This is a genomic window from Ottowia thiooxydans DSM 14619 (genome assembly GCF_000422885.1).
Classification (GTDB): domain Bacteria; phylum Pseudomonadota; class Gammaproteobacteria; order Burkholderiales; family Burkholderiaceae_C; genus Ottowia; species Ottowia thiooxydans.
On record NZ_AUGX01000001.1, the window covers coordinates 426,269 to 451,254 of the forward strand.

The window sequence follows — 24,986 nt, forward strand, 5'->3', positions numbered from 1 at the left end:
GCTGCCGCAAGCTAGATCACGAAGCAAGAGCATCTTTCAGTGCTCTTGCCCGCCCCTCGCCCTGCGCTCCTCGGCACGGCCTAAAGGGGTGGATACCCACTCGGGCCATTGCTTCGCTCGGCCTTCGGGTTGCTGGTCTTTCCCTTACTGGGGAAAGATGAATCCGAAACCTCGAAAGTCTGAGTCTAAGCGCGGACGAGTTGAAGCGCACTTCAGCTGCAACGCCGTCTGCAACGCTCAAAGCTGAGGTGACCAAGTCACGCTGATCAGCTTAGTCCGAGCCTGCTGACGTCATCTCACCGTCACGAATAAGTCAACGTATTTTCACGCGAGCACAGCAGCATGACGCGGTACTTAACGTCCGCTTCATGCCAAGATGAATACTCAACTGCTGAACCCTCGCCGCGCCCTCTTTCTGGCTCCCCTGGCCCTCGCCGCCGCCCTCGCTGCTTGCGGTGGCGGTGACGATGATTCCGACAAGACCGCCCCTCTTGATCTGACCATCGCTCACATTGGAGACCATCACTCCAACCTGGACCCTTTTACCGCCCAGGCGATGAAAATCGGCGGCGTCGATACGCAAGTTGAGCTGGGTGGCTTCAGCCGCGTCACTGCAGCATTCAAGCAGTACGCTGGGCGTGACGACGTGCTCAAACTCCACGCGGGCGACGCCAATACCGGCACCCTGTACTACACGCTCTTCAAGGGCAAGGCCGACGCAGACATGATGAACACCATCTGTTTCGACGCCATGCCCGTAGGAAACCATGAATTCGACGATGGCGATGCCCAGCTCAAGAGCTTCATCGATCATTTGCAAGCAGGCGCCTGCAAGACGCCCGTGCTCGCCGCCAACATTCATCCGAAGATCGGCACACCTCTGGCGCCCAAAGCAGAGAACGATTACCTCAAGCCCTACACGATCAAGACCATCAAGGGCATCCAGGTGGGTATCGTTGGCCTGACCATCAAGTCCAAAACTCAGAACTCCTCCAGCCCGCTAGCCACCACCGTTTTCGACGACGAAGCCGTGGCCGCCCAGCGCACTATCGACCAGCTAAAAGCTCAAGGCATCCGCCACATCGTGCTGCTGACCCACATGGGCTACGACGCTGACAAAGCCATTGCCCCCAAACTGACAGATGTGGATGTGATCATTGGCGGTGATTCACACACCCTGCTAGGCGACTTCACCGCCCAGGGTAGCGGCTACTCCACTTCCGGCGCTTATCCCACCAAAGTCACCAACAAGGATGGCAAGCCAGTCTGTATTGGCCATGCGTATGAATACAGCAAAGCCATGGGCGAAATGCGTGTGAGCTTTAACGAATATGGTGAGATCACCTCGTGCGCCGGCCAGGCCTCGCTCATCATTGGTGACAGCTTCAAGCGCCAGGGCGCTGACGGCACCTGGGCTGAAGTGGATGCCACCACCCGGCAACAGATCACCACTGCCGTGGCCGCTGACAAGGGCCTGAAAATGCTCACGCCGGACGCCAGCGCCGCCACCGTGCTCAAAGCCTACTCCGGTCAGGTAGAAGTACTGAAGAAGGAGCCCATCGGCGCCACTACTGAAGCGTTATGCCTCGTACGCACGCCGGGCGAGAGCACCAACCGCAGTGCAGGCGTGGCTGGTTGCGAGAATGCCAACAAACTGGCGCGCGGCAGCGACGCAGCGCAAGTGGTTGCACAAGCCTTCCTGAATGCCAGCCTGCGGGCCGATATGTCCATCCAGAACGCCGGTGGCGTACGGGTGCCGATGGCGGCTGGCACCATCACCATGGGAGACGCGTTCACGGTACTTCCTTTCTCCAACGTGCTGGTAGAGCTGCCCGTCACAGGCCAGCAGGTTGCTGCCGTATTGGAAGATGCCTTATCGAACTACCTCGACGCAGGTCAAACCACTGGTGGCGGTCATCCTTATGCAGCGGGCCTGCGTTGGCACCTTGACATGAGCAAAGCCAAAGGCGCACGCTTTACCCAGCTTGAAGTGAAAAACCGCACCACTGGCGTCTGGGCAGCCATCAACCCTACACAAACCTACATCGTGGCCACTAACGATTTCGCCGCGAAAGGCCAGGATGGTTACGCTACTTTCAAGCCAATCTATGACAGTGGCAACTACGTGAACAACTACTTGCTCTACACGCAAACCTTTGTGGATTACATCCGCGCCAAGGGAACTGTCGGCCGCCCCGCCGCTGGCGACTATTCCCACCAAGTGGTCATCACCAAGGCAGGCGTAACACTGCCCTGATCACACCATAGCTTGTTCGGAAAAGCCTGGCGCCGTCTTCGAAGAAGACGGTGTCCAGAGGCGCATATCAGGATTGATGTCGTGTAAAACTTCATCAGGCAGGCTGTTGACCTGGGTCCGCCGAGCTCCTGCTCGGCATCTTGGGCCTCTCCAAGCCCTGCAGTGCGGAATAAATTCTAGAGATTCAGGTTACGGCATGGTCAAGCCAGTCGCCATCTCGACCGGCACCGTCATCACCTTGAAAACGTGGAAGAACTATTTGCTCGTGAGAAGCGGCTTCAAGGCGTTCACGAGTTCGGTGTGGCCCCATGCAACCCGGACCTCCTCACTGCGAACCTTCCCGCAAAGCAATATGTGCCGCGGCTCAAAGTCGTTATCAACTTGCTCCACGCTAACGAAGTCAGCAAAGCTGTAATCCTTGATCGCGACTTTCCATCCATTGTGCTTTCTCGGATGGCTCTTGCTCAAAATCCAGTCAACTTCTTTCTGGGCAAGGTAGATTTTTTGGTCTCTTGAATGAAAAGCCAGTGCGGACTCATCAAGCACAGATAACTTGTCAGCTTGAGAAAATCTGCTGTCTCCGGCGAGCTTTTTCCGGAGCCAATCCTGATTTCCCATGGATCTCTTGGCGCCGATTGCTTGGAAGCCCTTAAAACATAGGTATCCAATACCGAGGAAGGCTAGAAATCCAAGCACTAAAAGCATGCCACTCTCCGTTGATGTCGCGCACTAAGTGTAGTGGCACGTTTGAGAAGCATCGGTGGCACGACGGCATGCGTCGATCTCAGTACAGCAGCCGGTATGTCAACCGGTGCGCCCCAGGTTAAGAGCAGATCCGGGGTTTTGACATAAAACGAAACAAACCGATACCCCACTGACAGGACGCCGTGCGGTCCCAACGGCACCATTACAGCCATGTTCAACCCCTGTCTGTAGAAAGACCTGTCATGAAATCCTGGATCAAACGAAGCCTTTTCGGTGTTGTCGGCGCCTCCATACTGCTGGCTGGCCTCACGGCTTGCGGTACACGCGGAGAAAGCCATCGCTGGCAGACCAGCGCGGAGGACTCAGCCAAATTCCGCGTCAAGATGGTCGACCGCGTGAGCGGCAAACTCGATCTGAATGCTGACCAGAAGCAGCGCCTCACTGTCGTGGCAGACAAGCTGCACGCGCAGCGTACTGCGCTGATGGGCAGCAGCGCCAACCCGCGTGCAGATGTGACTGCGCTGGTGGCCGGTGAGAAATTCGACCGTACACGCGCCCAGGCACTGGTCACCGAGAAGACCGCCGCGCTGAATAGTCAGAGCCCCGAGGTGATCACTGCGCTGGGTGACTTCTATGACAGTCTGAACCCTGCGCAGCAACAGAAGGTGCGTGACTTCATGAACCGTGGCTCGCGTTGGGGCCGGCACGGCTAAGGAGACCAGGGACCCTGCCCTGTCCGCCGCGGCGACTTCGCGCATGATGGCGGGACACGGACGAAGTGAATGGGACAATCCTGTCATGCAACGCATACTGCTGATTGATGACGACGCGGACCTTGGTGCTCCGCTGGCCACCTACTTCGCCCGTTTCGAATATGGGCTGGAGCAGGCGCTGCGGCCCAGCATTGGTTTGCAGAAGCTGTCCCTGGGTGGCTTCGAAGCCGCCATCCTCGATGTGATGTTGCCCGAGATGGATGGCTTTGCGCTTTGCCGCGAGATCCGCAAAACCAGCGACATCCCCATCATCATGCTCACCGCACGCGGAGATGTGATGGATCGTGTAGTGGGCCTGGAACTCGGCGCAGACGATTACCTGCCCAAGCCTTTCGAGCCGCGCGAGCTAGTGGCCCGGCTGCAGACTGTGCTGCGCCGACGCCAGCCTTCGCGTGCACCGCCTGCAGCAGGGCCGTTGCACTTCGATGGTTTGATGGTCGACCCGGTTACCCGCACAGTGCTGCGCCAGGGCCAACCGGTAGAGCTCACCAGCACAGAGTTCGATCTGCTGCACCTGCTGGCGCGCGAGCCGGGCAAGGTGTTTAGCCGCGACGATATTCTGAACCAGCTGCGTGGCCATGAAGCCGAGCTCTATACCCGCGCGGTCGATATCGTGGTGAGCCGGCTACGCAAGAAGTTGGAGCCGCTTGACTGCATCAAGACCCTGCGCAACGCTGGCTACGCGTTGGGTCTGGCCAGGGTTGCCGATGTTTGAGCGCTTGCACACGCATCGCAGGCGGCTGAGCCATTCGCTGGGCCATTCCCTGCGCTTGCGGCTGGTGTTGCTTTTCCTGGTGCTAGCGCTGGCCGTGACGGTGGTATTCCTGGGCGGCATGCAGAAGGCACTGAGTGGTGGCTGGCGAGATGCAGCGCGCCCCTTGGTGGCCGATTACATAGACCGGCTGGTCACCGAACTCGGAAGCCCACCCAGTATTGAACGGGCAGAGGCTCTCGTGAAGCGCCTCCCCATCTCGCTGCGCATCAGCGGCCCGCAGGTGAACTGGCAATCTGAACCTGCGCCTCGCCTGGACAGCTGGCGCCAGCGCCGCGGCTGGATGGACGACGACCCCGAGGGCCGTGATGGCAATGACGGCGATACGCCGCTCTTAAAGCGCACCACGGCCGATGGTCACCATATTGCGTTTGGCCTGAGCACGACGCACTGGCAGCACCCGTCACGCGGGGTGGGTTGGTTCACGCTCGGGCTGCTGCTGTTGCTCACCGCCGGTGCCTATGCCTATGTGCGGCGGATGCTGCGTCCGCTGGACGACATTCGCGCGGGCGCGCAGCGTTTCGGTGCCGGCGATTTTGCGGCGCAGATTCCAGTTCGCCGCCGCGACGAACTGGGCACCTTGGCCTCCGATGTGAATGCCATGGGACAATCCATTCACCAGATGCTGCAATCCCAGCGCGGCCTGCTGCTAGCCATCAGCCACGAACTGCGAAGCCCGCTCACGCGTGCCCGCCTCAACACCGAACTTCTGCCCGAGACTGCCGATACTCTGCCCCTGCGCGAGGCACTGCTGCGCGATCTTGCCGCGATGCGAGACTTGATCACAGATCTGCTGGAGAGCGAACGCCTGGGACTTGGACACGCCGCACTGCATCTGGAGTCGACCGACCTGGCTGAGTTGGTAAGCGACGTAGCAGCGAGCATTCAAGCGCATTCTGGCGCCGGAACAACCGTGTCAATGCACTTGGCGAGCGGCCTTCCACACCCCATGCTCGACCGTACCCGCACGCGCCTGCTCGTGCGCAACCTGCTGAGCAACGCCCTCCACCACAGCGCCGGCGCCCCCCTTCCCCCCGAAATTCATCTGCAAGCAGAAGAATCCGGTACCGTGCGGCTGGTAGTACGCGACCACGGCCCGGGCGTACCCGAAGCGGTGTTGCCACACCTGGCCGAGCCGTTTTACCGCCCCGATGCAGCCCGCGAACGCGCCACCGGCGGTGTCGGCCTGGGGCTCTACCTGTGCAAGCTGGTGGTGTTAGCGCACGGTGGAAGGTGGAGTGTGCGCAACGCGGGGCCGGGGCTGCAAGTATCAGTCAGCTTGCCTGTACGGGGGACATAGGACCCACACTGAGAGCATTCGAGTCGGGTGTACTCCTCTCATCGCGTGTGAATTCCGCTTAACAGGCTGCTGAAATACTCCATGCGCTCACTAGTCCGAGTTGCCCGGTAAGCTGACACCTATCCCTTGACCGATTCAAATCCCAGACCATGCGCGGAGCCGACACCTGCACTGAAAGCCTCTTCACGCTGAGCAAGGGGGAGGATTTCGTGCCGACCCTGTGGCGGGAATGTATTTTTTTTTCTTGAAAGAATTCGGGATCACGAGTTGTGGAGAATTTTTTTTGGGGGGGGGGTAACAACCACTTGCAAAGCCGAACGATTTGCGGCAAAAGCGAGTTAGAACCTTAAAAAATCAAAGCCATGATTTACCACTGAATAAATAAAAAAAAGTAAAAAACAGCCACCCAAAATGAATATAAATTATGTTGAATAAAATTAATACGCATATTCATTCATATGTAGTTAATTTCCCAGAAAATGACTTTGAAAAGAAAATTTTAGATGACGAATTGGCTGAGCTTGATAATTGTTTGAGCGATTTAATGCCAGTGGGCTGGAAGTTGGATATCACATATTTCTTCATTAACACAGATCACACCGGCATAACGAAAAAGCAACAGACAATCAATTCAGATAAGCAATATCGGAGCACTTTTTTATTGCCAATTCCATCTATTGATGAAGTAAGTTATGGTTTAAAGAAAAGTAGATTTCCAAAACATGCAAAACCCAGTCTTCTATACGATTCATATTTGCATGAAAATATTGATTTTCAAAAATATACGTCCCTGACAAACATGCTTTTGGGATCTATGAGCGTGTGCACTCGCCTTTTTATGGAGAAAGGCATAAAAATAGATGGGAAAATTCATAAATTTAAAAGGTAAATTTCAATAGCTGCCGTATCTCAGATGAGTATGTGTCTGCTTGTGGAATGACGACGAAGCCAGGCACTGGGCAAGGCCTCCGATGTGAATGCCATGGGTCAGTCCTATTTGTAGATGTCGAAGCCGCAGGACTATTGCCAATGACCTTACCTGGATTGCCCCTATCCGCCGAATGAAATACTTGACACTGACCATCAGGGCGTATCGAGGCACATACCATGCATGACAAAATAACCTCAGATATTACTGTCAACAATATCACATATGACGAGGCTATCGAGTACAACCAGCAGAGCTTTACGGCTTTTAATGCTGAAAACTCAGATTTCAATGGGCCTATATTTTTCAGCTGCCATTTTGATGGTTGCCATTTTAAAAAATCAAATCTAAGCAGTTCCAGATTTTTCACTGCTTGTAGTTTTTACAATTGCACATTCGAAAAATGTGACATGCGAGCCATTGGAATCGGGGAAGATGGCTCGAAATTTGTGAAGACTACGTTCAAAGATTGCGACTTCCGAGGAACCGCGCTCGATCGTGCCCATTGGGTCGATTGCAGTTTTGAACGATGCAATTTGAGAGACTTGACACTCCACGCCTCCAATTGGATAAATTGCCGATTCACAGGTGTTCTTAGAGAAATTCACTTCACTGGCAAGGGTGAGCCGCTACTTATTGATTTTGAAAATTGCAAACTCGATTGCGTCAGTTTTGAACATTGCACACTAACGGAGTGCGTACCTCCAAACCAAAAATTTCACCACTATGTGGACTTTCTTAAGGAAAAAATAGAACGCGCGTCTCTCTTATTGCAAACGGTCGATGAGCCAACAAGAAAAATAGTTACCCGCAGGCTAAAAAGCTACGCGAGCATGAATGAATATATATTCAACAAAAAATCCCTAACAGAAATAGAGGGGGTTGTTGTTGCCGATATTTTGGCTCGCATCTTCTCTCTTGGCGATAGCTAAACACTCTGTATCCGCTACCCCGGGGGAGGTCTGCCGTTCTCAGAAACGGCGCTGGATCTTTTGCCTGATAAACAGCACAAGCCGCCTGTATCCAAGCACGACACCCGTGAAGGAGAGGGCAAAGGCTCCGATGCTGAGCAGCACCAGGGCGGCATCACGAAGCCAGGCGTGCCGCAGCATCCAGGACAAATCCCAGCTGTGCAGGAAATTGAAAAGCCAGCGGCCCGTGCGTTGCGCCTGGTCCATGCTGAGCACTACATCCCCTGAATCTGGGCTGATGTACACAAGGGTACGCCCCGGGTCTTCAAACTGAAGCCGCAACACCGGCAGATCACGTGCCGACCCGCCATACATCGACGCATCTCCGCGGCGGAAATAATAGGCGTCATAGGTGTTCAAGACACTGGCAGATTGAGGACCAGATCCAAACAAACGCAGCGCCGCTCGCTCCAGCATTGCAAGCTCTATGGTTTCTCGCACCCTGTAGCCGCCACCGGTTGACGTCACCACGCGCGTACTACCCGCACCATCAGATGCTAAAAGATAAGGCTGCCCATCCAGCACCTTCCACTCGACTTCCCGAGTGTCGAACCCATCGGTGTTCAGCAAGTTCAAGGCCTCGCCTGTAGAGATGCCAGGCCGAGTGTTCCCCGGGCTGCCCTGTTGATACGCTTTCACATCCGGACGTGGCCCCGCTGGGTTAAAGATGCCCAGCGGATTCATAGACATCAAGCCACTGAAAATCCACAAGATCATGATCACCCCGAACACCAGGCCGGTGAGGTGGTGCCAGCGCATCTGAAATTCCCGATACGGGGTCTTGGCTCCTGACTTGTAGTGCCCGGAAAACCGCCATCGCCAGATACCCACGAAAGCCCCGGCTATTGCGGAGACTGTCCCCACCGCTGACAAGCCAATGACCAGCCAGCTCCATACCGGGTCCCTCGATCCGTCACGAAACATATACACCCAGTGCAGCCACGCGCCAACATAGTTCCAAAGCCGCTGGTAACGCGGTACATCCATGACCACTTCACCCGTCGTGGAGGACACGTACAACAGGCTTGACGCAGCATCATTCATCTGCATCTTGATCAGCGGCCGGTGAGGGTCCAGCGAGCCTGAATGCGTCCAGCGGTCGTCCTGCGTGTGGCCTCGCGAAATGGCAGTCGATCCTGGCAAAAAGTCCTGGGCGCTGCGCAGCACGGCGGCGTCGTTGGGCAAAGGTGCCGCGTGGCCGGTGGTGGCGTCAACCACCCGCAGGGTACCCCCCTCCTCTTTCAAACGGTAGCTGGGACGCCCGGCGATGGTGGTAAGAACAATTTGCTGCACCTTGTCCGGCGCACGGCTTTGCAGCAAGGCCGCCTCCACCGGAACGCAGCAAGGCTGCGCAGAAAGCGGTGGCAGCGCAGCCAGCCGCTCAGTGGGTAGCAGCTTGGGATACCCCACAAAGAGCATCACCACTCCGCTGAAAACCCACAATGCCATCAGCAAGCACGCAGCGACTCCAGTCCATCGATGGACCAGAAACACCAACCGCTTGGCGCGCGAAGCAGACCACATGGCGTGGATGCTCAGAAACGGTGGTTTAGCGTCACTTCAATGCGCCGGCCTTCCCCCACCAGCCACTGACTGGTGGTGTAGTAGGCGGTGGAGAAATAGTTCTTGTCAAAAACGTTGAAGCCACGAAGGGTCAGCGTGGTGTCGGCCGTCGCCTTCCATTGCAGCGCCACGTCAACCGTGGTGTAGCCAGGAAGCTTCAGGGTATTGGCGTTGTCAGCATAGCGTTTGCCAACATGGCGCAGGCCACTGGAAAGCGTCCAGGCTGGCGCCAGCTTCCAACCCACCCAGACATTGGCTACCCGCTCCGGCACATCAGTGGGCACATTACCGTTGCGCGAGACAGCTACGCCGCCCACAGACTCTCTGAAATCGTCATAGCGGGCTTTGAGCAACGCCACATTGGCATCAAGCTGCAGTGCCTTGGTCACACGCATGGAGAGCGTGCCCTCAACCCCCTTGGACGAACGCTGCCCCACCTGAACCCGCAACGAAGGGTTGGCGGGATCTCTCGTCAACAAGTTGTTCTTGGTGATGGAATACGCCGCCAGCGTCCATTCGCCCTTGCCTTCCCAGAATGTCTGTTTGACTCCCACCTCGAACTGCTTGCCAGTCGAGACATCAAACGCGGCATTAGCGGCTGACAGCATCAGTAAGCCGCTCACTGGATCTGCCGCTTTCGAGGCCTGGGCATAAAGCGAGGTAGACGGGGTTAGCTTGTAGACCGTACCCAGACGCCATCCGGTATTCGCGTAGCTGCGTTTGAAGGCCTGGCTGCCGGCAATCAAATCCTGGCGCGATAGTTCGGCATGGTCGAACCGCGCGCCCCCCACCACAGACCAGCGATCGGTCAGCTCCAGCCTGTTTTCCAGGAACACGGCGTATTGCTCCGCCTTGTTGCGGTAGCGCGGAATGAATGGAACAGAGCTGTTGAAATAACCTGAATCAGGGTGATGGGGGTCTACCGAACCAGAGCTGCCGGTGTAGGTATTGTTGGTGTGCTGGAACGAGGCGCGATTGACGTCAAAACCCACGGAAACCTGGTTAGGAAGGCCAAAGAGTTTGCCGGTAAAGGTGACATCAGTGGTGTTGCCAGTCTGCGTCTGGTCATGGGCAATCTCTGTGTTGTCCGAGCGGTCTATCAGCCCCGTTCGGGCGTTGTACGCATAGGCTTCAGCGTTACGCCAGTACCGGTTGCTGGTGATGTGATAGAGCTTGCTGCGCACCATTACGTGGCTGCTGGGCGCCCACTGAGCCATCAACTCTGTCCAGCGATCCTTGTATTGAATTCGGCTGTCGAGCACGTTGTAGTTGCGCTCGCGGATAGCGGGGTCTTGCACGCCGTTGATCAAGGGCGTACCAAAGTAACGCATGGGGTTTTGCCGCCCCTGCGCATGAGAAAGCTGAAGATTGAAGTCTCGCGTCACATCCCAACGCAAAGCACCTGAGGCCGATCGGTTGCTGGAATCGCCCCTGTCCACCCAGCCGTCAGAACGGTCACCACTGAGGTCTACACGGTAAGACCACTGCTCACTGATGGCACCTCCGCTGCCAAACGCCAGGGCGCGTTTGCCATCCGTTCCGCCGATCGCCTGGATCTCATTACGGATGGGTCCACGCGAGGGTTTCTTGGGAACCACATTCACGACGCCGCCAATGGCACCATCGCCATAGATCACCGAAGCGGGGCCACGCAGCACCTCGATGCGGTCGATAGACCAGGTATCAAAGGGAAAACTCACCCCCACTCCGCCGTACTGCCTGGTACCGTCATACAGACGCATCACCGACGTCGTATCCGTGAAACCTCGTGCGGAGAGCGAACTGCCGCTGTTGCCAGGATGTCCCAGGCTGGTGATACCAGTGGAGCGCGTGATGGCGTCAACCACCGAGGTGTCGCCCTTGGCCTCCAGTTGCTCACGCGTGATCACTTCGACGCTGGCGGGCGTGTCCCGCAGGCTGACGTCAAGGCGACTGCCGGTACTGACAGTGCGCTCCAAAGCTGTCTCACCAGATGAGCGCACGGTAACGGCTTCCAGGGTGCCGGAGGACTGCGCCCACGACGATGTGGAAATGAAAGCCAGCGGAAGGAGCCAACCAAGAGGTGCACTTTGGAGGTGTGCAGGCGAAAAGTAACTAGCCACGCCTACGGGCGTCGCTGCAAAAACGGGACGGGTCATGATCGATCTGTGTGCAAGTGAAATCGGTCAGGCAAAGCAAAGCCCGACAACGAATGCGCGCGACCGGCCACAACGGCCTGTCACGCAGGACTTACACCAGAGCTGGGGGACCTCTCGGGGGGAATGGTGCGCCTAAAAGCGCCGCAATATGCTGCGAGCCGAGCGCGTACAGGGCAATTGCCTGGGGCACGGGCTGCTCAAACTGGATAGCTGGGTATACCGGCGGTGTGGTGAGGGCTACACAGAGCGGGCAGTCCAGCGTGTGATGGAGGCTGGCTTCTGCTTGACCGTTTTCATCCAGGATGAGGACCTGGATGCTTCCACTGGACGCGCAGACCATTTGCATGGCCCGGGGGTGCACGATGGGCGATGCCACAGCAATTCCCAACGTCAACAAGAACCACGCCAGGACCAGGCGAGTTAGCAGCAGGGATTTGCGCAGCTCTTGCATGGCGCGGATTATGAGGCCTTCTTGCGAAGCCCGCTTCAATCACCCCATTGGGGACGCTTTGATTGTCTTGATCAGCAATGCAACAAACGCCTCTACAGCCTCCGGCAATTTTCGCCCTGCCTGCGTCTGGACTTGCAAGGTACGCTGATGTAGCTCGGGGTTGGTGATGGGTACGGCCACCAGGCCCAAGCTGGCAAGACGCCCATGCACCGTGAGGTAACTTGTGAGCATGATGGCATCAGTGTTCTGCACAAAGCCACGCAACGCAGAGTGGCTGTCTGCCACAAACACCGGCTCAAAAATCAGCCCTTCCATACTGCAGGCCACCTCAAGTACGTGCCGAAGCGGCCCAACCTCCTGAAGCAGAGCAATGGGCCAGGACCCCAGCTCAGAAAGCGATATCGAATCACGCGAAGCCAATGCATGACCACGCTGCATCACGGCACACACGGGTGCTGGTTGGACATATTGGATTTCTACGTCTCTTTCTGGAGCGATATTGAAGCAGGCCGCCACATCATGTGAGCCATCCCTGACACGCTGCGTGGCGACCGAAGGCATGGACTCATCAAGATGAAAGCGTGTGCGCGGGTACATCTTGAGAAACTCCGCACAAACCTGAGGCAAAAAATCCGGAGCCAAGCCTCTGGACGCGGCAACGCGCAAAACCACCGCACCGCGATTGCTCAGGTCTTTTATTTCCTCAATGACGCGCTCCTCTTCGATCTGACGGCGCTTGACATGGCTCGCGAGCAGCCGTCCTGCGTCCGTCAGCACCATACCCCTGGGCCGTCTTTCAAAGAGAGGCGTTCCCATTTGCTCTTCAAGCCTCGATATCTGGCGGCTCAGGGCAGAAACAGCCACAAACAGTCGCTCAGAAGCCTTGCTGAGAGAGCCGCTGCGGGAGATTTCTAGAAAGTAGCGCAGAGCCGTCTGATCCATCGCGATGCCCTCGTTGCGGCGCTCCAGGAAAGCCGGGCAAACGCTCAAAAAGCGCCTTACCTTTGCCTGTAAAGCAACGCATTGTTAGAAATTCGGTAATTGCCTACCTAAAAGTGCAATTGTAGGATCGAGAAAGTTAAGAAGTTTCCTTTTTTTGGAAATCACCGCCACATGCTCCAGCTGATTTCAAGTTTCATCTGAGTCGACCTTCCCAACCGGTACACCCTGTGATCTACGACGCCGTCATCAACAACCATGGCCTGCCTCACAACCCCATCAAAGCACTGATCGGGCCGCGCCCCATCGGATGGATCAGCGCAATTTCGGACAAAGGAGAGTTGAATCTCTCCCCCTATTCTTTCTTCAACATGCTCGGACAGAATCCAACCTTGGTGGCCTTCTCCTCTGCCGGCTACAAGGACGCCATCGCCTTTGTGGAAAAAAGCAAGGAATTCGTCTGCAACATCGTCACGTGGGACTTGCGGGACGAGATGAACAAGACCTCCACCAACCTGCCACGCGGCGAGAGCGAACTAGCCTATGCAGGGCTGACCACCGCGCCCTCTCATTTCATCAAGACACCCCGCGTTGCGGAAGCTTCCGCCGCGTTGGAATGCCGATGGGTTCAGACCATCCAACCCAGCACGGTCGATGGCCAGAAGATGGATCAATACATCATTCTGGGACAGGTCATGGGTGTGTATATAGACGACCAATTTATCCAGAACGGCTTGGTCGATACCGCGGCCATGCGCCCCATCATGCGAGCGGGCTATTTCGACTACTTCGTGGCAACACCAGAGACCAAATTCTCGATTGCCCGACCGCCCAAGGTCGCACTCCGCGCTCCCCATCAACAACAAACAGATTGACGAACGCTGCATGCCAGGGTCTGAGACAACATCCATGAGTAGCAATCAAGAATGACGAAAAAAGCAATGGTGGCTTGCCTGCAGCCAGAGGCGGCCGAGTCTGGAATCGAGATCCTGCAGCTGGGCGGCAACGCGGTCGATGCAGCAGTCGCCTGTGCGCTCGCGCAAACCGTGGTCGATCCCTTGATGTGCGGCATTGCCGGCTTCGGTACAGCGGCCATCTACCTGCCGGGCAAAGGCGTGCATGAGTATGTCGATTTTCATGCGCCAGCCCCCGCAGCCGCCAGCGCAACCATGTGGGAACACCTGCTGGAGGGCGAATCAAGAGATGGCTTTGGCTTCCGCATCAAAGGCCGTTTGAATGAAATAGGCGTTCAATCCATAGGAGTTCCCGGCACGCTGCGCGGCTTGGAGTTGATGCACCGAGAGCATGGACGTTTGCCGTGGCGACAGCTTGTTGAGCCTGCGATCCGTTGGGCCGAAGAGGGGTTTTTTGTTCGTCCATCCATGTACACCTACTGGATGGATGAGGCTGGACTGGGGCGCGCCAGCAGCAAGGAGCGCCTGGCCTTCAGCGCTGACGGCAGATCGCTCTACTGCAAGCCTGATGGGTCGCCCAAACCCGTGGGATCACCGCTGGTGAATACCGACTACGCGAGAACCCTGGAGATCATCGCAAGCGAAGGTGCAGATGCGTTCTACCTGGGCTCTCTGGCCGAGAAAATGCTGCAGCATTTTCGTCAGGAAGGCGGACTGATCACCCGTGAGGACCTGGCCAACTACCAGGCTACACGTACAAAGCCCCTTACCGGCACCTACCGCGATCGGACCATCACCACCAACCAACCACCTGGTGGAGGTGCCCTGTTGCTGGAGATGCTGAACATTCTGGAGCATTTCGATCTGGGATCGCTCCCGCACAACAGCCCGCAATACATCCGCCTCGTATGCGAAGCCATGAAGCAGGCTACTGTGGACAAGGACCGGTTTATTGGTGACCCCCGCTTTCTAGAGGTCCCGCTAGAGCATTTGCTTTCCAAAAGCCATGCGGCTGAGGCGGCAGCGCGAATCATTGCCGGCGACAAAGTGCATATCCAAAGAATGGATGCGGCGGCCCCTGAGCCAAGAGATACCACCCACCTCTCCGTCGTGGACGGAGACGGCAATTGCGTTTCACTGACTCACTCTCTGGGCTCACCATCTGGAGTGATCACCCCTGGCCTTGGCTACATGTACAACGGTTGCATGGCTGTGTTCGATCCACGGCCAGGCCGTGCCGGCAGCATTGCGCCGGGCAAGAGCCGGTTCACTTCGGCCTGCCCCACCATCGTTTTTCGAGATGGTGCTCCAGAAATTGTCTTGGGCGCCCCAGGTGGCACGCAGATCGCCATGGGCATCTTGCAGAGCTTGCTGAACGTGATCGACCACGGTGAAACCATGCAGACCGCCGTGTCGCTACCCAGGTTCTCTGCTACCAGCAACGCCATAGACATCTGCAACCGTATTCCCCGTTCGACCCAGTCTGAGCTCAATTCGATGGGCTACGAGGTCATACGCAACCCCTATGGCTACACGATCGGCTGGGTACACGCCATTCGCATGGCGGCTGGGCAGTTCCAGGGTGGTGCCGATCCCGGGCGAGATGGCGTCGCTTACGAAACCACCATTTTTAACAACTAAGGAGACAACCATGAACGAATCCAGCTTTCGCTGTACCCGCCGCCAAGCCATTGCAAGCGGTATAGGCTCATCCATTGCACTGCTCACACATGCATCACCCGCCTTCGCTCAACAATACCCCACCAAGCCCGTTACCGTCGTGGTGCCGTTTGCCGCAGGAGGTGTAGTGGACCGCGTGGCCCGGATGATCCAACAGCCGCTGCAGACACAGCTTGGAAAATCCCTCATCATAGAAAACCGGGGCGGCGCCGGCGGCACTATTGGTACAGCTCAAGTCGTCAAATCAGCACCCGACGGCTACACGCTGGCCATGGTGTATGACTCTTATGCAACCGAGCAACATGTGTATCCGCAATTGCCCTATGTGACCATGCGGGATCTGACCGGCGTGTCATGCATGGTTCGCTCGGCATTGGTTCTCGTGGTGAGTGCGAACAGCCCCTTCAAGACCTTGGCAGACTACCTTGCCGCCTCCAAAAAGGAGAACTTGTCTTACTCCACGGTGGGCGTTGCAGCAGGCTCGCACCTGGCTTTTGAGCTACTGCACCAAAAAGCCGGCACACGCGCCACCATGATCAATTACAAAGGCGGCGGCCCATCCATGACTGACCTGATGGGTGGCCATGTTCACGCAAGCTTCAGCAGCCTGCCGCAGATCATGTCGCATCTACAGAACGGAAAACTGCGGGCGCTGGGCGTTACTTCATCACAGCGGTTGGCCGCGCTGCCAGATGTGCCTAGCATCTCGGAGACTTTTCCAGGATTTGAGTTTTACTCCTGGGTCGGCTTGGTCGCACCAGCTAAGACGCCACCAGTCATTCTGGACAAACTTGCCCAAACAGTTGCCGCCGTCTTTCAAGATCCACAGGTGCGCCAACAGGTTCAAGAGGCAGGATTCGAGATCGTAGCGAGCGGTCGCGATGAAATGAACAAGTTGGTTGCCACGGAATCCAATCGCTTGGGTAAGCTGATCAAACAGCTCAATATCTCTGGGCAGTCTTGAACAAGTTAGAGTTCTAGGCGTATTTCGTCTCACGCTGAAAGGTGACTAGGGCAGCACTGAAAAGTCAACGCGTGCTGAGCATCGCTGGCCTCGTCAGCTCGGCAAATGGCGTGGTAGTTACACCACGCCGGTATTCGTGCGTCGCGGTAGCGGCATGCGTGATGTGGTTTCCCCATTATCCTCATTGAAATACAACTCGAAACTTCCCCTTAGGAGAACAAACAATGAACACCATGTTGCGATTCGCGCTGCCGATCATGACCATGTTTGCTTTGGGGGGCGTCTGCAACGCTGCCACCGACTCCTATCCCGAGAAGCCCATCCGCTTTGTCGTACCCTATCCCCCGGGTTCAGTGACCGACCTGCTGGCGCGCACGATTGGGCAAAAATTCACCGAAAAATGGGGGCAACCGGTGATTGTGGAAAATCGCGGCGGTGGCGGCAGCGTCATCGGGACTGACGTCGTTGCCAAGGCAGCGCCGGACGGCTACAGCATTCTTTTGGTGGCACCTGACCTGGCGATCAACGAGAGCCTGCGCAGCAAACTACCTTATCACGCCGAGAAGAGCTTTGCGCCTGTCAGCTTGCTTGTGAGCGCACCCATGGGGCTGTCGGTTCATTCCTCGCTTGCAGTCAACAACGTGCAGGAACTCATCGCCCACGCGAAGGCCAATCCAGGCAAGCTCAGCTACGCTTCCGGCGGAAACGGCACCGTCGCCCACCTAGGAATGGAGCTGTTCAAAAACCTGGCGGGTGTCGATATCGTGCATGTTCCGTATAAGGGCACGGCTGCGGTGGTGCAGGCTCAGACCAGTGGAGAGGTGCAGACCTCGTTCGCGCAAATGGCAACACTCCGGCCCCAGATCTCCAGCGGCAAGTTGCGTGTACTCGCGGTCGCGACCGCAAGCCGTTCGCAGGCCACGCCCGAACTACCTACAGTCGCGGAAGCAGGCGTGCCTGATTTCAAGGCAGACGTGTGGTTCGGTGTGGTCGCCCCCGCTGGAACGCCCTCACAAATCATCGCCAAACTGAACCAGGAACTGGTTGCGATCATGCGCATGCCCGACGTCGATCAAAAGCTCCGGCTCCAGGGCATCGAGCCCATGACCAGCACACCCGAGGAATTCTCCACGCTCCTGCGTGCTGACATCAAGAAATGGGGCGACCTCGTCCGCAAAACCGGCGCACGCGTCGACTAGCGATGATTACGCTCTATCACAGCACCCACTCAACCTGCAGCCAGAAGGTACGCATCTGCCTGGCGGAGAAGGGGCTCACGTGGACCGGCCACCACCTCAACCTTCGGGCCTTCGATCAGTTGAAACCGGAATTCCTCGCACTCAATTCTGCGGGTCTGGTGCCGGTGCTGGTCGACGGCGGACAAGTGCTCACGGAGTCGCGCATTATTAACGAGTACCTGGAGGACGCCTATGCGCAGCCGCGCCTTTCTCCGGAGAGCGCGCATGCCCGTGCGCGCATGCGCCTATGGACCAAATACGCGGATGACGTGGCATCCGAGGCAGTGAAGCTGCCGTCTTTCGTCAAGAATATCCAGCCAGGGCTGCAGCGCATGCCGCGCGAAGAAGCGCTCGCCACAATAGCCCGCATACCCAATGAACACATTCGCGCGCGATGGCGCAAGGCCGCGACCGAGGGGATTTCTGCGGATGACCTGAAACCGTCGATTGGGCGCCTGACCGAGATGGTGGAGCGAATGGATGACGCGCTGCAAGATGCGCCCTGGCTCGCCGGCGAGGAGTACAGCCTTGCTGACATCGACATCGCCCCTTTCGTGCAGCGCCTTGTACGCATCGATCTGTTCGGCCTGGTCGCGGCGCGTCCGCGTGTGAACGACTGGTATGCACGCATCACTTCGCGCCCTACCTATGCCTCAGCAATGCCGCCTGCAGGCTCAGAAGGCGGCTCGATTGAGCCTGCCTGAGATCTATACAGCTAAGCTGCCTGGAATTGCCTATGAAAATTCAAGGCATCAGCCACATCACGTTCATCGTTCGGGATCTCGATCTGATGAAGAAATTCTTGTGCGAAGGATTGGGAGCTGAGGAGGTCTATGACAGCAGCGCGAAGAACTACTCCGTCTCGCGTGAAAAGTTCTTCCTCCTGGGTGGTGTCTGGTTGGCTGCGATGGAGGGAGAGCCTCCTGCGGAACGGACTTACCGGCACCTGGCCTTCAAGGTTTCTGAGGATGAACTTTCTGAGTTTGAAATCCGCCTGCGCTCAATAGGTGTAGATATTCAAACGCCGCGCCCGCGCGTAGAAGGAGAAGGAAACTCCTTGTACTTCCATGACTTTGACAATCACTTGTTCGAGCTCCACACGGGAACTCTGGACGAACGTTTGATACGTTACGCAACCGGCCAGTGATCGACATAGCAGATGTCGTTGCTGTCCGGTCTTGGCGTGCGAGGCCTCACGGAACGCGTTTTCCTATGGGCTTGGCTCATGACGCCAACTGCATTAGCTCATGACATCTTCTTCGTTTCCTTCACGAAGGCACGCTCCTAGCATTCACGCTTTGCAATCTCCCGACGCAACGCGCAATGACTCGAATTTTTCTCCGGCTCCCCGCCGTCGCCCTCGTCGCGTTTGCGGTATTTTTCAGCAGCACGCCATCCCAAGCCGCAGAACCCGCCATCTTCCCTGAGCGCCCCATCCGCATCATCCTGAATGGTGCACCGGGCGGCGGACTCGACATCCTGAGCCGCCAGTTGGGCGAGCGCCTTCAGCAGGCATGGGGCCAAGCCGTCATCACGGACAACCGGCCCGGCGCAGGCGGCAACATCGCATTTGGCGCCGTCGCCAAGGCCGCGCCCGATGGCTACACCCTGTTGCTCACAACCGACGGCATCTCGGCCGCGCCCAGCCTGGGCATCAAGGGTGCGGTGAACCCGCTCACCGACTTTGAAGCCGTCTCATTGCTTGCGCTCACCACCGACGTGCTGCTGGTGCGGGCCGACTCGCCCATCAAGACACTGGCCGACTTCAAGCGCACCGCCATTGAACGCGCCGCAGCCGGCAAGCCCCTCACCGCCGGCTCGCCCGGGCCGGCCACATCAAGCCACCTGTCGGGCGCGCTCTACGGCCTGCGCGCGGGCATCGACTGGACCCATGTACCCTACAAGGGGGGCCCGCCCGCCATCAATGATCTGCTCAGCGGCCAGACCGATGCGCTTTGGATATTGGCCGCGCCCGTGGTGCCCCACGTGAAAAGCGGGCGCCTGCGCGCCATTGCCGTCACCAGCGAAGCCCGCAACGCCGCCCTGCCCGACGTACCCAGTGTGGCTGAAGCCGGCCAGCCCGACGCCACCGTCGTGAACTGGCTCGGCATCCTTGCGCCCAAGGGAACACCCCGCGCCGTGATCGACAAACTCTCCACCGAACTCAACCGCATCGTGCTCCACCCGGCCTTGCGGCCCACGCTGATTCAACAGGGCTTTATGCCCGACGGCCGCGATGCCGCCGTGCTTGAACGCCAGATCCGGAACAACGTGAAGCTTTGGGCCAACGTTATCGAACAGGCGAGAATCCGCCTGGACTAGGGCGTGTTCACACTAACTCAACGGAAGAATTCATGATTGCCGAACTCGTCACCTTCACCCACCCTGCGGGCAGCACACGCGCCGAAATCATCGAAGGCGCGTTGTCCGTCGTACCCCAGTGGCAGGCCAACACGGACCTGGTGCGCAAACACTTTCTGGTGAGCGACAACAACCGCGACGGCGCGGGCTTCTACCTCTGGCCCACGCGCGAGGCCGCGCAAAAGGCGCACAACGCCGAGTGGATCGCCGCAAAAGAAAAGGCGACCGGCGCACCCGTGAAAATCACCTACTATGACTTGCTTCTGGTGGTGGATAACGCGACAGGGACCGTGTCGCAGCCTTAAGCGCCTCGTGCAGCGGTGCTGCCACGAAACGCCGCAGTGCCGAGCGGGAGCTCGGCGGTCCCGGGTGAATAGCCGACTCCTCTAGTCGACCACAGTCAGCTTGGCCACTGACAGCGCCAACCATTTCACCCCGTGTCTAGGGAAGTTCACCTGTGCTCGTGCGTCATCACCCGCGCCCTCCACTGCCTGCACCTTGCCCTCACCAAACTTGATGTGAAAGACCTTGATGCCAGCTCTGATCCCATGGCTTGGAGCTGCTTTTTGGGGTGGCACTGGCGGGCTGGCGAAGGTTTCCACACCGATGCCGCTTCGGCCCCAGGCGGGCTGCATGCCGGCACCTGAATTCCTGGAACCCGCGTTGTACCCTCCGCCAGATCCAGAACTGAATCCAGACCCAAAGTTTGAGCGTTTTGGCGTAATCCACTTCAGTGCACTTTCCGGCAACTCTTCCAGAAACCGGCTGCGCACGTGGTACCGCGTCTTCCCGTGCAGCATGCGTGTTTGGGCATGGCTCAGGTACAGGCGCTTGCGTGCCCGCGTGATGGCCACATACATAAGCCGGCGTTCTTCTTCCAGGCCCTCGTAGTCGCTCATGGAGTTTTCATGCGGGAACAGGCCTTCTTCCAACCCCGTGATAAACACCGCATCAAACTCCAGGCCCTTGCTGGCATGCACGCTCATCAGTTGCACGGCATCCTGACCAGCCTGGGCCTGGTTGTCTCCAGCCTCCAAAGCGGCATGGGTCAAAAAGGCTGCCAACGGGGAAAGGGTTTCGCCGGTTTCCGCATCAATCGCCACACCCAGCGACTCATTGAGCAAAGGTGCATCAGGATCCAGCCCTTGGCTGATTGGGCTTTGCGTCAGGGGCGTTCCGTACTCATCTACAGGAAGTGCCACCACATCCCGCCCAAAGCCTTCTTGGGTGACGAAGCTTTCAGCAGCGTTAACCAGTTCCTCCAAGTTTTCTATGCGATCGGCACCTTCCTTGTCGGCGCGGTAGTGTTCGATCAGGCCGCTGGACTCCAGCACGGCGTCGATGATTTCGCGCAAAGTCAGACCCGCCGTTTGCTCGCGCAGCACGTCGATCATGGCCACGAAACCCGCCAAATTGGCGCCCGCCTTGCCAGGTATGGAGGTCACGGCATCGCGCAGGGAAGAGCCTGAGGCTCGCGCCGCATCTTGCAATTGCTCTATGGTGCGTGCGCCAATGCCACGCGGGGGGAAATTCACCACGCGCAGGAAACTGGTGTCGTCACGCTCGTTCTCCAGCAAGCGCAAGTAAGCCAAGGCGTGCTTGATCTCCGCACGCTCGAAAAAGCGCAGCCCCCCGTACACCCGGTACGGCACACCAGCATTGAACAGCTGCGTCTCGATCACGCGGCTTTGCGCGTTACTGCGGTACAAAATGGCCACTTCGCTGCGTGTGAAACCATCGCCCCGGACCAGTTGGCGAAGCTCGTCTACCACCCACTCCGCCTCAGCGAAATCCGTAGCCGCCTCATACACCCGTACCGGCTCTCCCGGCCCTTGAACCGTGCGCAGATTCTTGCCCAGGCGCTTCTTGTTGTGGCTGATCAGCTGGTTGGCGCTATCAAGGATGTTGCTGTAGCTACGGTAGTTTTCTTCCAGCTTGATCTGGTGCTGAACATTGAACTCCCGCACAAAATCATCCATATTGCCCACGCGAGCACCACGGAAGGCATAAATGCTCTGGTCGTCATCGCCCACAGCCAAGACTGAGCCGCCCCCTTCTGAGGGCATGCCGGCAATCATCTTGATCCACGCGTACTGCAGGCGGTTGGTATCTTGAAACTCATCTATCAGGATATGCCGGAAACGCCTGCGGTAGTGTTCGCGCACGGCATCGTTGTCTCTCAGCAGCTCGTAGCTGCGCAGCATCAGCTCGCCAAAATCAACCACGCCTTCGCGTTGGCACTGCTCTTCGTACAGTTGGTAGATTTCTACCTTACGGCGCGCTTCTTCATCCCGCGCCACCACATCTCCTGGCCGCTCGCCGTCTTCCTTGCACCCGGCAATGAACCACTGCAGTTGCTTGGGTGGGAAGCGCTCATCGTCGATGTTGAACTGCTTGCATAAACGCTTAATGGCAGAAAGCTGGTCTTGCGTATCAAGAATCTGAAACGATTGAGGCAGATTCGCCAGCTTGTAATGGGCGCGCAAAAAGCGGTTGCAAAGGCCGTGAAAGGTGCCAATCCACATACCGCGCGCATTGAGCGGCAACATGGCAGTGAGGCGCGTGAGCAGTTCTTTGGCAGCCTTGTTGGTGAACGTAACAGCCAATATGCCACCAGGCGACACCTGCCCGGTTTGCAACAGCCATGCAATGCGGGTGGTGAGAACGCGCGTTTTACCAGAGCCAGCGCCAGCCAGAATCAACGCATGCTCTGCTGGCAAAGTGACTGCGGCTTCCTGTTCAGGATTGAGGCCCGCGAGAAGGGGTAGAGAGTGATCTGACACGGGGCTTTCGAGGTACATTGCGCCCATTGTAGAAAAAGCGAACGGGTCGCACCCGAACTTAGCCCAGATTACGCGCCGGCAGGTGCCGCTGGCACCATCCCAATCTGCTCAATCTGGATCTGGCATGCTGTCAGCTCCAGCCGTATGGATCAGCGCACCATCTCCACTCTTGTCTTGCGGATCCAGGCGCTCTCTTGCCCTAATGAGGGTGTTGATCAAAGCAATGTCTTCAAACTGGGCCGTATTCATAAGGGCTGCGAGCTCGTCTTGATGGACGGCGTTGAGGCAGGCACCCGCTAGAAGCCACGCTTGTACGCCGGCTGCTCGCCCAAGGCGCGCATCCTCAAGAAGCGCAAGCTCTGCATCCGCCACGCACTCGATAGGCAACCTGGCCCCTTGTGATCGCAAGGCCTGAACCAGCTCAGGCTTGTGAAGCGCCGCACATTGAACCAGGTTCATATCCAGGCTGGATTGCAGACCGACTTCTATCGAACCAGATGGATGCCCCGGATTCATGCGTGCCATCAGGCAAGCGCGCCTGACGGCGGCGGAAGAACTACTTTCACTGGCAGCGCGTGGCGATGAGGAGAAAAGGTCAAAAACGAGCACCGGGTTAAGCACCGCCAGATCCACCCCCGCCATCATCCACGCCAGTGCCTGTGAGCATGAGTTGGTCTCCATCGCACGGCGCAACTCGGGCAAATTCTTATCGAGCTGAGCGCTCGATACCGTTGCGCCCGCTATGCGCAGGATTTTCACAGTCTCCACATGTCCCGCCCGTGCGGCGAGCGTTAGCGCGGTTTCACGGGAAAGGTTGGCAAGTTTGATGCTCGCCTTGGCTGCAATGAGCAAATTCACTACCGCACCATGCCCTGCTTGAGCTGCCAGCATCAGCGCCGTGGAGCCATTTCTGTCGGCGTTATTGATGTCAGCTCCTGCGGCTATCCATGCTGCCACTACATTCGTTTTCCCGGCTTGCGCTGCCGCCCTCAACAATCGTGATGCGAGCGGCCCATGGATAGGGCCATCAACGCAAGCGCCCATACCACGCAGTTCCTGAACCCGGTCTTCCTGGCCCCGCTCCGCTGCGGCCATCAGCGCGGACGCCTTCTCCGCAGCCGTGCTCTCTGGCCCAAGCTCTATCGCGTTGACAGTCACGATTGCCAGCACTTGGTGACTTGGAAGCCAGGGACTAGCTTTAAGCTCAGGCCCTCCCTTCTTCAGCGACGGTCCCAGGCCTTCTGAGGAAATGGAGGGCCCGCTTCTAGCCACCATTGGCGGCGAGCCAGATCCGCGGGAAGTCTCTCTCCGTGGACGCAAAGGAGGCGTATTTCCGGAACTCCTGTCACTGATAGCAGCACGACTCAACATTAGGATTTTCCTGATGAAACAGTATCGGAACCCCGGCTTACCTCAGTAAACCGCAAGCTTCGGTTTTTCTACAAAAGTTGCAAATGGGCGTGTCTTTGTCAGGGCGCACGCCCAACCGGAACAAGCCGTTTCCCAGCAAAAAATCACTTGGAAGGGGTCACCGCATGGGCCGCTTTCTCCCCAGCCAAATGAAGGCTCTTGGCAATGCCGACATTCCCCGCAACCAACGCAAGCGTGAATGCGGTCTCCCCGTTGCGATTGACCATGTCAGTGAGAGCGCCGGCCTGGATCAGCAAACACACGACGTCCGCGTGCCCAAGCTGCGCTGCAATCATCAGGGCAGTGGTGCCGTTTGCGTTGGGGGCATTGATGTCCGCACCGGCAGCAATCCATCCGGCTACCAAGTCCACTCGTCCTGCAAGGGCCGCCGAACGCATTGCACGCGACGCGATGGGGCCATTGATATCCCCATCAACTCTCGCGCCAACCTGACGCAGTGCATGAACCTGCTCAAGCGGCCCCAATTCGGCCGTGATCTGTAGTGCAATCGCTCGCTCCCCGGTATAGCCACCAGGCCCCACGGCGGCCGGGACCTCCCGCTGCTCCGTACTCACCGGTACTGAGCACTCCGGGAACGACAAAGTACTACCAAGTACCTGCGCACACTGGCTTTTATCATCTTCCAGGGGAGTACCCACGCCGGTGCCAGAGATAAAAGCATCGCTGCGAGCGCCCTGCTGCCGCAAGACAGGTACAGGCTTGATGTTCGCGGAGGAAAGCGAGCGAAGGGCGATCTGGGGACTTGTGTCTTGCACACCGGCACGGCCTAGCATGTGATTTTCCTAGTAAAAGAAGCGCTCACGTTCCTGACTGAGCCC

The 24,986-nt window shown here is 57.7% G+C and carries 22 protein-coding genes; 14 read left to right on the plus strand and 8 right to left on the minus strand.

Annotation, left to right across the window (positions count from 1 at the left end):
• The first annotated feature begins 376 nt into the window (after positions 1-376).
• Positions 377-2,257, plus strand: coding sequence for a bifunctional metallophosphatase/5'-nucleotidase (locus G518_RS0102130; protein WP_036593187.1), 1,881 nt, complete (start codon positions 377-379; stop codon positions 2,255-2,257).
• A gap of 255 nt (positions 2,258-2,512) precedes the next feature.
• Here the strand turns inward: G518_RS0102130 and G518_RS0102135 are convergent, their stop codons facing one another.
• Positions 2,513-2,962 (minus strand): hypothetical protein, encoded by a 450-nt coding sequence (locus G518_RS0102135; protein ID WP_028601115.1) that lies wholly within the window; start codon positions 2,960-2,962, stop codon positions 2,513-2,515.
• A gap of 242 nt (positions 2,963-3,204) precedes the next feature.
• On the opposite strand from G518_RS0102135, the gene G518_RS0102140 reads away from it, so the two are divergent.
• The 5 genes from G518_RS0102140 (at position 3,205) to G518_RS0102160 (ending at position 7,667) form a co-directional block, all read left to right on the plus strand.
• Positions 3,205-3,675, plus strand: coding sequence for a Spy/CpxP family protein refolding chaperone (locus tag G518_RS0102140; RefSeq protein WP_028601116.1), 471 nt, complete (start codon positions 3,205-3,207; stop codon positions 3,673-3,675).
• An 85-nt stretch (positions 3,676-3,760) separates the two neighbouring features.
• Complete coding sequence (locus G518_RS0102145; protein ID WP_028601117.1) at positions 3,761-4,450, plus strand: response regulator transcription factor; 690 nt, start codon at positions 3,761-3,763, stop codon at positions 4,448-4,450.
• A complete protein-coding gene (locus G518_RS0102150) occupies positions 4,383-5,807 on the plus strand; it encodes a HAMP domain-containing sensor histidine kinase (RefSeq protein ID WP_245597872.1) in 1,425 nt (474 codons plus the stop codon). The genes G518_RS0102145 and G518_RS0102150 overlap by 68 nt, the downstream gene beginning before the upstream one ends.
• A 424-nt stretch (positions 5,808-6,231) precedes the next feature.
• A complete protein-coding gene (gene imm9, locus G518_RS0102155; protein ID WP_028601119.1) occupies positions 6,232-6,696 on the plus strand; it encodes an Imm9 family immunity protein in 465 nt (154 codons plus the stop codon).
• A 218-nt stretch (positions 6,697-6,914) separates the two neighbouring features.
• Complete coding sequence (locus G518_RS0102160) at positions 6,915-7,667, plus strand: pentapeptide repeat-containing protein (RefSeq protein ID WP_036593189.1); 753 nt, start codon at positions 6,915-6,917, stop codon at positions 7,665-7,667.
• 39 nt (positions 7,668-7,706) lie between these two features.
• Here G518_RS0102160 and G518_RS0102165 read toward each other — a convergent pair whose 3' ends face one another.
• The 4 genes from G518_RS0102165 to G518_RS0102180 form a co-directional block, all read right to left on the minus strand.
• The gene (locus G518_RS0102165; protein ID WP_028601121.1) at positions 7,707-9,230 is read right to left on the minus strand and encodes a PepSY domain-containing protein; all 1,524 of its coding nucleotides are present in this window, start codon (positions 9,228-9,230) and stop codon (positions 7,707-7,709) included.
• 11 nt (positions 9,231-9,241) lie between these two features.
• A complete protein-coding gene (locus G518_RS0102170) occupies positions 9,242-11,407 on the minus strand; it encodes a TonB-dependent receptor (protein WP_084651334.1) in 2,166 nt (721 codons plus the stop codon).
• 91 nt (positions 11,408-11,498) lie between these two features.
• Positions 11,499-11,858: a DUF2946 family protein gene (locus G518_RS0102175; protein WP_028601123.1), complete on the minus strand. Its 360-nt coding sequence runs from the start codon at positions 11,856-11,858 to the stop codon at positions 11,499-11,501.
• Between the two features lie 39 nt (positions 11,859-11,897).
• A complete protein-coding gene (locus tag G518_RS0102180; protein ID WP_028601124.1) occupies positions 11,898-12,800 on the minus strand; it encodes a LysR family transcriptional regulator in 903 nt (300 codons plus the stop codon).
• A gap of 227 nt (positions 12,801-13,027) precedes the next feature.
• On the opposite strand from G518_RS0102180, the gene G518_RS0102185 reads away from it, so the two are divergent.
• The 8 genes from G518_RS0102185 to G518_RS0102220 all read left to right on the plus strand — a co-directional run bounded on the left by G518_RS0102185 (position 13,028) and on the right by G518_RS0102220 (position 20,259).
• Positions 13,028-13,672, plus strand: coding sequence for a flavin reductase family protein (locus tag G518_RS0102185; protein WP_028601125.1), 645 nt, complete (start codon positions 13,028-13,030; stop codon positions 13,670-13,672).
• 51 nt (positions 13,673-13,723) lie between these two features.
• Positions 13,724-15,352 carry a gamma-glutamyltransferase gene (gene ggt / locus G518_RS0102190; RefSeq protein ID WP_028601126.1) on the plus strand — a complete coding sequence of 543 codons (1,629 nt, stop codon included), beginning with the start codon at positions 13,724-13,726 and terminating at the stop codon, positions 15,350-15,352.
• A gap of 10 nt (positions 15,353-15,362) precedes the next feature.
• Entirely contained in the window at positions 15,363-16,355 is a 993-nt protein-coding gene (locus G518_RS0102195) for a Bug family tripartite tricarboxylate transporter substrate binding protein (protein ID WP_028601127.1), read from the plus strand.
• A gap of 224 nt (positions 16,356-16,579) precedes the next feature.
• Positions 16,580-17,554, plus strand: coding sequence for a tripartite tricarboxylate transporter substrate binding protein (locus G518_RS0102200; protein ID WP_051235856.1), 975 nt, complete (start codon positions 16,580-16,582; stop codon positions 17,552-17,554).
• A gap of 2 nt (positions 17,555-17,556) precedes the next feature.
• Positions 17,557-18,297 carry a glutathione S-transferase family protein gene (locus G518_RS0102205; RefSeq protein WP_028601129.1) on the plus strand — a complete coding sequence of 247 codons (741 nt, stop codon included), beginning with the start codon at positions 17,557-17,559 and terminating at the stop codon, positions 18,295-18,297.
• Between the two features lie 32 nt (positions 18,298-18,329).
• A complete protein-coding gene (gene fosX / locus G518_RS0102210) occupies positions 18,330-18,740 on the plus strand; it encodes a FosX/FosE/FosI family fosfomycin resistance hydrolase (RefSeq protein WP_036593190.1) in 411 nt (136 codons plus the stop codon).
• Between the two features lie 176 nt (positions 18,741-18,916).
• Positions 18,917-19,915, plus strand: coding sequence for a Bug family tripartite tricarboxylate transporter substrate binding protein (locus tag G518_RS0102215; protein WP_036593192.1), 999 nt, complete (start codon positions 18,917-18,919; stop codon positions 19,913-19,915).
• 32 nt (positions 19,916-19,947) lie between these two features.
• On the plus strand, positions 19,948-20,259 hold the full coding sequence (locus G518_RS0102220) for a hypothetical protein (protein ID WP_028601132.1): 312 nt from the start codon (positions 19,948-19,950) through the stop codon (positions 20,257-20,259).
• Between the two features lie 81 nt (positions 20,260-20,340).
• Here G518_RS0102220 and G518_RS0102225 read toward each other — a convergent pair whose 3' ends face one another.
• The 3 genes from G518_RS0102225 to G518_RS33525 form a co-directional block, all read right to left on the minus strand.
• Positions 20,341-22,755, minus strand: coding sequence for a UvrD-helicase domain-containing protein (locus G518_RS0102225; RefSeq protein ID WP_245597873.1), 2,415 nt, complete (start codon positions 22,753-22,755; stop codon positions 20,341-20,343).
• A 90-nt stretch (positions 22,756-22,845) separates the two neighbouring features.
• Positions 22,846-23,895: an ankyrin repeat domain-containing protein gene (locus tag G518_RS0102230; RefSeq protein WP_169457885.1), complete on the minus strand. Its 1,050-nt coding sequence runs from the start codon at positions 23,893-23,895 to the stop codon at positions 22,846-22,848.
• Positions 23,896-24,251: 356 nt separating this feature from the next.
• Complete coding sequence (locus G518_RS33525) at positions 24,252-24,941, minus strand: ankyrin repeat domain-containing protein (RefSeq protein WP_036593194.1); 690 nt, start codon at positions 24,939-24,941, stop codon at positions 24,252-24,254.
• Between the last annotated feature and the right edge of the window lie 45 nt (positions 24,942-24,986).